Origin of the sequence: Mycobacterium sp. (genome assembly GCF_049673265.1) — a bacterium.
Taxonomy (GTDB): Bacteria; Actinomycetota; Actinomycetes; order Mycobacteriales; family Mycobacteriaceae; genus Mycobacterium.
The window spans coordinates 1-5,096 of the sequence record NZ_JBATXN010000620.1 but is presented as its reverse complement, the minus strand read 5'-3'; the positions used below and the strand labels follow the sequence as shown (position 1 = coordinate 5,096).

The window sequence follows — 5,096 nt, the reverse complement described above, 5'->3', positions numbered from 1 at the left end:
TGGCCAAGACAATTGCGTACGACGAAGAGGCCCGTCGCGGCCTCGAGCGGGGCCTCAACGCCCTCGCCGACGCGGTAAAGGTGACGTTGGGTCCCAAGGGCCGCAACGTCGTCCTGGAGAAGAAGTGGGGTGCTCCCACGATCACCAACGATGGTGTGTCCATCGCCAAGGAGATCGAGCTGGAGGACCCGTACGAGAAGATCGGCGCCGAGTTGGTCAAGGAAGTCGCCAAGAAGACCGACGACGTCGCCGGCGACGGCACCACGACGGCAACCGTGCTGGCCCAGGCGCTGGTGAAAGAGGGCCTGCGTAACGTCGCGGCGGGGGCCAACCCGCTGGGTCTGAAGCGCGGCATCGAGAAGGCCGTCGAGAAGATCACCGAGACCCTGCTCAAGGGCGCCAAGGACGTCGAGACCAAGGAACAGATCGCTGCCACCGCGGCCATCTCCGCGGGCGACCAGTCCATCGGTGACCTCATCGCCGAGGCGATGGACAAGGTCGGCAACGAGGGCGTCATCACGGTCGAGGAGTCCAACACCTTCGGCCTGCAGTTGGAGCTCACCGAGGGCATGCGGTTCGACAAGGGCTACATCTCGGGGTACTTCGTCACCGACGCCGAGCGCCAGGAAGCTGTCCTCGAGGACCCCTACATCCTGCTGGTCAGCTCCAAGGTGTCGACGGTCAAGGACCTGCTCCCGCTGCTGGAGAAGGTCATTCAGGGCGGCAAGCCGCTGCTGATCATCGCCGAGGACGTCGAGGGCGAGGCGCTGTCCACCCTGGTCGTCAACAAGATCCGTGGCACCTTCAAGTCGGTGGCGGTCAAGGCCCCCGGCTTCGGTGACCGCCGCAAGGCGATGCTGCAGGACATGGCCATCCTCACCGGTGGTCAGGTCGTCAGCGAGGAGGTCGGCCTCTCACTCGAGACCGCTGACATCTCGCTGCTGGGCAAGGCCCGCAAGGTGGTCATCACCAAGGACGAGACCACGATCGTCGAGGGCGCCGGTGACTCCGACGCCATCGCCGGCCGGGTGTCCCAGATCCGCGCCGAGATCGAGAACAGCGACTCGGACTACGACCGCGAGAAGCTGCAGGAGCGGCTGGCCAAGCTGGCCGGCGGTGTTGCGGTGATCAAGGCCGGAGCCGCCACTGAGGTGGAGCTCAAGGAGCGCAAGCACCGCATCGAGGACGCGGTGCGCAACGCCAAGGCCGCCGTGGAGGAGGGCATCGTCGCCGGTGGCGGCGTGGCACTGCTGCAGTCGGCACCCGCCCTGGAGGAGCTCAAGCTGACGGGCGACGAGGCCACCGGTGCCAACATCGTCCGGGTGGCGCTGGAGGCTCCGCTGAAGCAGATCGCCTTCAATTCCGGGCTGGAGCCCGGCGTTGTCGCCGAGAAGGTCCGCAACGCGAAGGCCGGCACCGGTCTGAACGCTGCGACCGGTGAGTACGAGGACCTGCTGAAGGCCGGCGTTGCCGACCCGGTCAAGGTGACGCGTTCGGCGCTGCAGAACGCGGCGTCCATCGCGGGTCTGTTCCTGACCACCGAGGCAGTCGTCGCCGACAAGCCGGAGAAGGCCGCGGCTCCCGCCGGCGACCCGACCGGTGGCATGGGCGGTATGGACTTCTAGTCCGAGCTAACGGAAGGCCCGGTCCCCATGTGGGGCCGGGCTTTTCGTTTCCTGGGGCAGCTGGTGTACTGAAGATTCGAACAGCCGGGGACGAAGGGGCACCACCAATGAGAACATCCGCAATTGGCTTACGGCGCAAGGCCTTTGGTGTAGCCTGCGGCTGCGCGCTTGCCGTCGTGATCGCCGCGGCGCCGACGGCGGGTGCTGCGCCCGATCCGTGTTCGGCAAGCGGGGTGGCAGCCACCGCGAGCGGAGTATTGAATGCGGCGAGCGGGTATCTGGACGGTCACCCGGACGCCAACAATGTGCTGACCACCGCGGTCAGCCAATCGCCGGCGGACGCGCGGTCGTCGGTGCGCGGATACTTTATCGGCCACCCTGGCGAGGCTTTGGACTTGAAGAACATCGCCCAGCCGCTGCTCAACCTGAAGGGGCAGTGCAACACGTCGGTGACGCCGGACCAGTTGGCTGCCCTGTTCGACACGCTGTCCGGCTAGGCGGGGAGCGCGCCGTCACACCAGCCTCGTGCGTCACTCCGAGGTAGAGCCCACTTCTTTTTCGTTTCGACACCGCATGCGATATCACCCGAGCCGGTGATATCGCCGGTGGTCACGTTTCGTAAAACGTGTAGTGCCCCCGCGGAGAGGCTGGTGTGGCAGGTGTGACGGCTCAGGCGGGGATCGGCTGGCGGCCGCGGACCAACTTGCCGGGTCGGGCGTCGGTGGGCACGCCGTTCTCGGCGATCACCTCACCAGAGACCACCGTCGCAACATAGCCGTCGGCGGTCTGGTCCAGCCGCCGCCCACCCGCCGGCAGGTCGTGGGTGATCACTGGCTTGTGCAGCCGCAGCGCCGCATGGTCGATGACGTTGAGGTCGGCCTTGTAGCCGACCGCAATGCGGCCGCGGTCGCCCAGCCCGGCGACGCGAGCGGGCACCGAGGTCAGCTCCCGGACGGCGTCGGGCACCGAGAATCGCCCGGACTTGCGGTCGCGCGCCCAGTGCGCCAGGAAGTACGTCGAATAGCTGGCGTCGCAGATCATGCCGTAGTGCGCGCCGCCGTCGCCGAGACCGAGCACCACATCGTCGCGATGCAGGAGCTCGCCGACGGTGTCCAGCGAATTGCGCTCCAAGTTGCTGGTAGCGACCAACAGCATCGCGTGACCTTCGTCGTCGAGCAGCCGGTCGTACGCCTCTTCCATCGGGTTGACCCCGCGGGCCCGCGCCCGGGCCCCGATACTCGTGGACGGGTCGGGCTCGTAGTTCGGGTCGTCGGTCAGCGGGAAGATCCAGTCCCACATCTGCGTCACGAACAGGATCGGGTGGCCTTGGCCGGGCTTGTCGGCGAGGATGCGGGCGCGGACCTCGGGCTTGCGCATCTCGGCCACCCGCTCGGCCAGCGGCAGGTGGGCGATCTCGCGGTAGCTGGGGTAGAGCACGAACGGGTTGGCGGACAGTTGCAACCCGATGATCAGACCGATCGGGCGCGGCAGCAGCTGCGCGGTGACTGAAGGATGGCCAGCCGCCGCTCCGCTATTTGCCTTCTCGATCATCGTGATGGCGTCCGGCCACGTCGGGTCGCCGGCGTTGGCGACGACGAGGGTGAAGGTGACCGGTAGCCCGACGTCCTCGGCGACGTCGAACACCGTTTGCAGCACCGGCTGGTAACCGCCGGCAGGAATGTCGGGCACGAATTGCAGCAGACCACCGCCGCCGTCGACTACGCCGCGGGCGATCTCTTCGATCTCCTCGCGAGCAGCCTCGTAACTCGGGATGGGCGAACCGCTTTCGGTTTTGTGGATGGTCAGCCGCGACGACGCGAACCCCAGCGCGCCCACTTCGATCGCTTCCTTGGCGAGCGCACGCATTTTCGCGAGGTCTTCGGCGGTGGCCGGCTCGCGGTCGGCTCCACGCTGACCCATCACGTAGACCCGCAACGGCGAGTGCGGAAGGTAAGCGGCCACGTCGATATCGCGTTTGCCGGCGTCGAGCGCATCCAGGTATTCGGGGAAGGTCTCCCATGTCCAGGGCAGGCCGTCGGTCATCACGACACCGGGAATGTCCTCAACCCCGGCCATCACGTCAACCAGCACGTCGTGGTCGGCTTGCCGGCAGGGTGCGAAGCCGACGCCGCAGTTGCCCATCACCACAGTGGTCACCCCGTGCGCGGATGACGGAGTCAGCCGATCCGACCAGATGGACTGGCCGTCGTAGTGGGTGTGCAAATCGACGAAGCCGGGCGTGACCAGCAGCCCCGTTGCGTCGATCTCCCGCGCGGCGTGAGCGCCGTTCACGGCACCGACCGCGGCGATGGCGCCGTCGCGTACCGCAACGTCACCGACGTATGGTTCGCCTCCGAGCCCGTCGACGATGCTGCCGTTGCGGATGATCAGGTCGTAGGTCATCTAAATAATCTCCTACTTTAACGGTTTGACCTGGTTAAACAGGCTTACCGTGTCCGAGAGTGCCTTGAAAGTGTCAGTAGTGAACTGGGAAAATGGGTCTAGATGTGTCCAGTGGACACAACGCCCGTGTCCGCCGTTGGCATTCACCATGCAAGCCTAGCTCCGGCGGACGTGATGCTTTAGTAGCACTGCGATCCCCGCCATCAATTACACTGCCGTTGGCGTAGATCGGCCGCGAGCGAGGGAGCGATATGACCGAGGCGGCCGAGGTGGATGCGGGCCTGCGGCAATCGCGTGAGCAAACTGTCCTAGCGCATCTCGAAGCAGAAAATCGGCAGGACGTCACGGCGACGCTCGCGACATTCAAACCCGGTGCCGCGCGAACGGAATTGCCCGGGGAGGTCGCCGACGGTCCTGACGCGGTCGCCGCCAGCTACCGTGAACTCTTTGCCGCTCTTCCAGACCTGCACTTCGACATCAAGCCCGGCTCACTGTGTCACCACGGTGACCGCGTGATGACTGAGACGTGCATGCACGGCACCCACCGGGGACCCTTTCGCGGCCTGCCGCCGACCGGCCGCCGCCTCGAATGGCCGGTGTTGTTGATCTTCCAGTTCGATGGCCCCGACCTCGTTAGCGAACGCGTCTACTACGACCGCCTTTCGCTGTTCATCCAGCTCGGTGTCGCTCGCGAACTCAACACCCTGACCGGTCGGATCATGACTCTGCTTAACCACCCCGTGACGGTCGCGCGAGCGGCGCTGCGTTCGCGCAGGATCGACAATTCGTAGCGCCGCGACATCTTGATCAGTTCCCACATGCCCTCGCCCAGCAGCCGATCCGCCTCCGCCAGCTTGCGCACAACCTGCTCAGGGGTGTGCCGCTTCCTCGTTGCCATATCCGAATCGAGCCTTCCTGCCCACATCCGTGGGCACAAGACTCTCACTCAACGCGGATCAGAAGTTGCCTCAAAACCATTGTCGCATTACGTATAATTATGAGACTTTTGAGACATACTTGGGCCATGACCGCCACAACCGTTCCCGCCACCGGTGTTCAGATCGGATA

At 65.5% G+C, this 5,096-nt stretch carries 4 protein-coding genes; 3 read left to right on the top strand and 1 reads right to left on the bottom strand.

The features are described from left to right. On the top strand, positions 1-1,625 hold a 1,625-nt coding region (gene groL, locus WBF82_RS20945; RefSeq protein ID WP_424384850.1), incomplete at its 5' end, for a chaperonin GroEL. Between the two features lie 107 nt (positions 1,626-1,732). Further along, entirely contained in the window at positions 1,733-2,122 is a 390-nt protein-coding gene (locus WBF82_RS20940) for a hemophore-related protein (protein ID WP_424384849.1), read from the top strand. 172 nt (positions 2,123-2,294) lie between these two features. Here the strand turns inward: WBF82_RS20940 and WBF82_RS20935 are convergent, their stop codons facing one another. Beyond that, positions 2,295-4,028 carry an N-acyl-D-amino-acid deacylase family protein gene (locus tag WBF82_RS20935; RefSeq protein WP_424384848.1) on the bottom strand — a complete coding sequence of 578 codons (1,734 nt, stop codon included), beginning with the start codon at positions 4,026-4,028 and terminating at the stop codon, positions 2,295-2,297. 251 nt (positions 4,029-4,279) lie between these two features. On the opposite strand from WBF82_RS20935, the gene WBF82_RS20930 reads away from it, so the two are divergent. Further along, positions 4,280-4,819: an ester cyclase gene (locus WBF82_RS20930; RefSeq protein ID WP_424384847.1), complete on the top strand. Its 540-nt coding sequence runs from the start codon at positions 4,280-4,282 to the stop codon at positions 4,817-4,819. Positions 4,820-5,096 lie beyond the last annotated feature (277 nt).

What these genes read in the sequence shown, in the direction of transcription:
- WBF82_RS20930 (WP_424384847.1), top strand. Translation starts at nt 4,280, where the DNA reads ATGACCGAGGCGGCCGAGGTGGATGCGGGCCTGCGGCAATCGCGTGAG.
- WBF82_RS20935 (WP_424384848.1), bottom strand. Translation starts at nt 4,028, where the DNA reads ATGACCTACGACCTGATCATCCGCAACGGCAGCATCGTCGACGGGCTC.
- WBF82_RS20940 (WP_424384849.1), top strand. Translation starts at nt 1,733, where the DNA reads ATGAGAACATCCGCAATTGGCTTACGGCGCAAGGCCTTTGGTGTAGCC.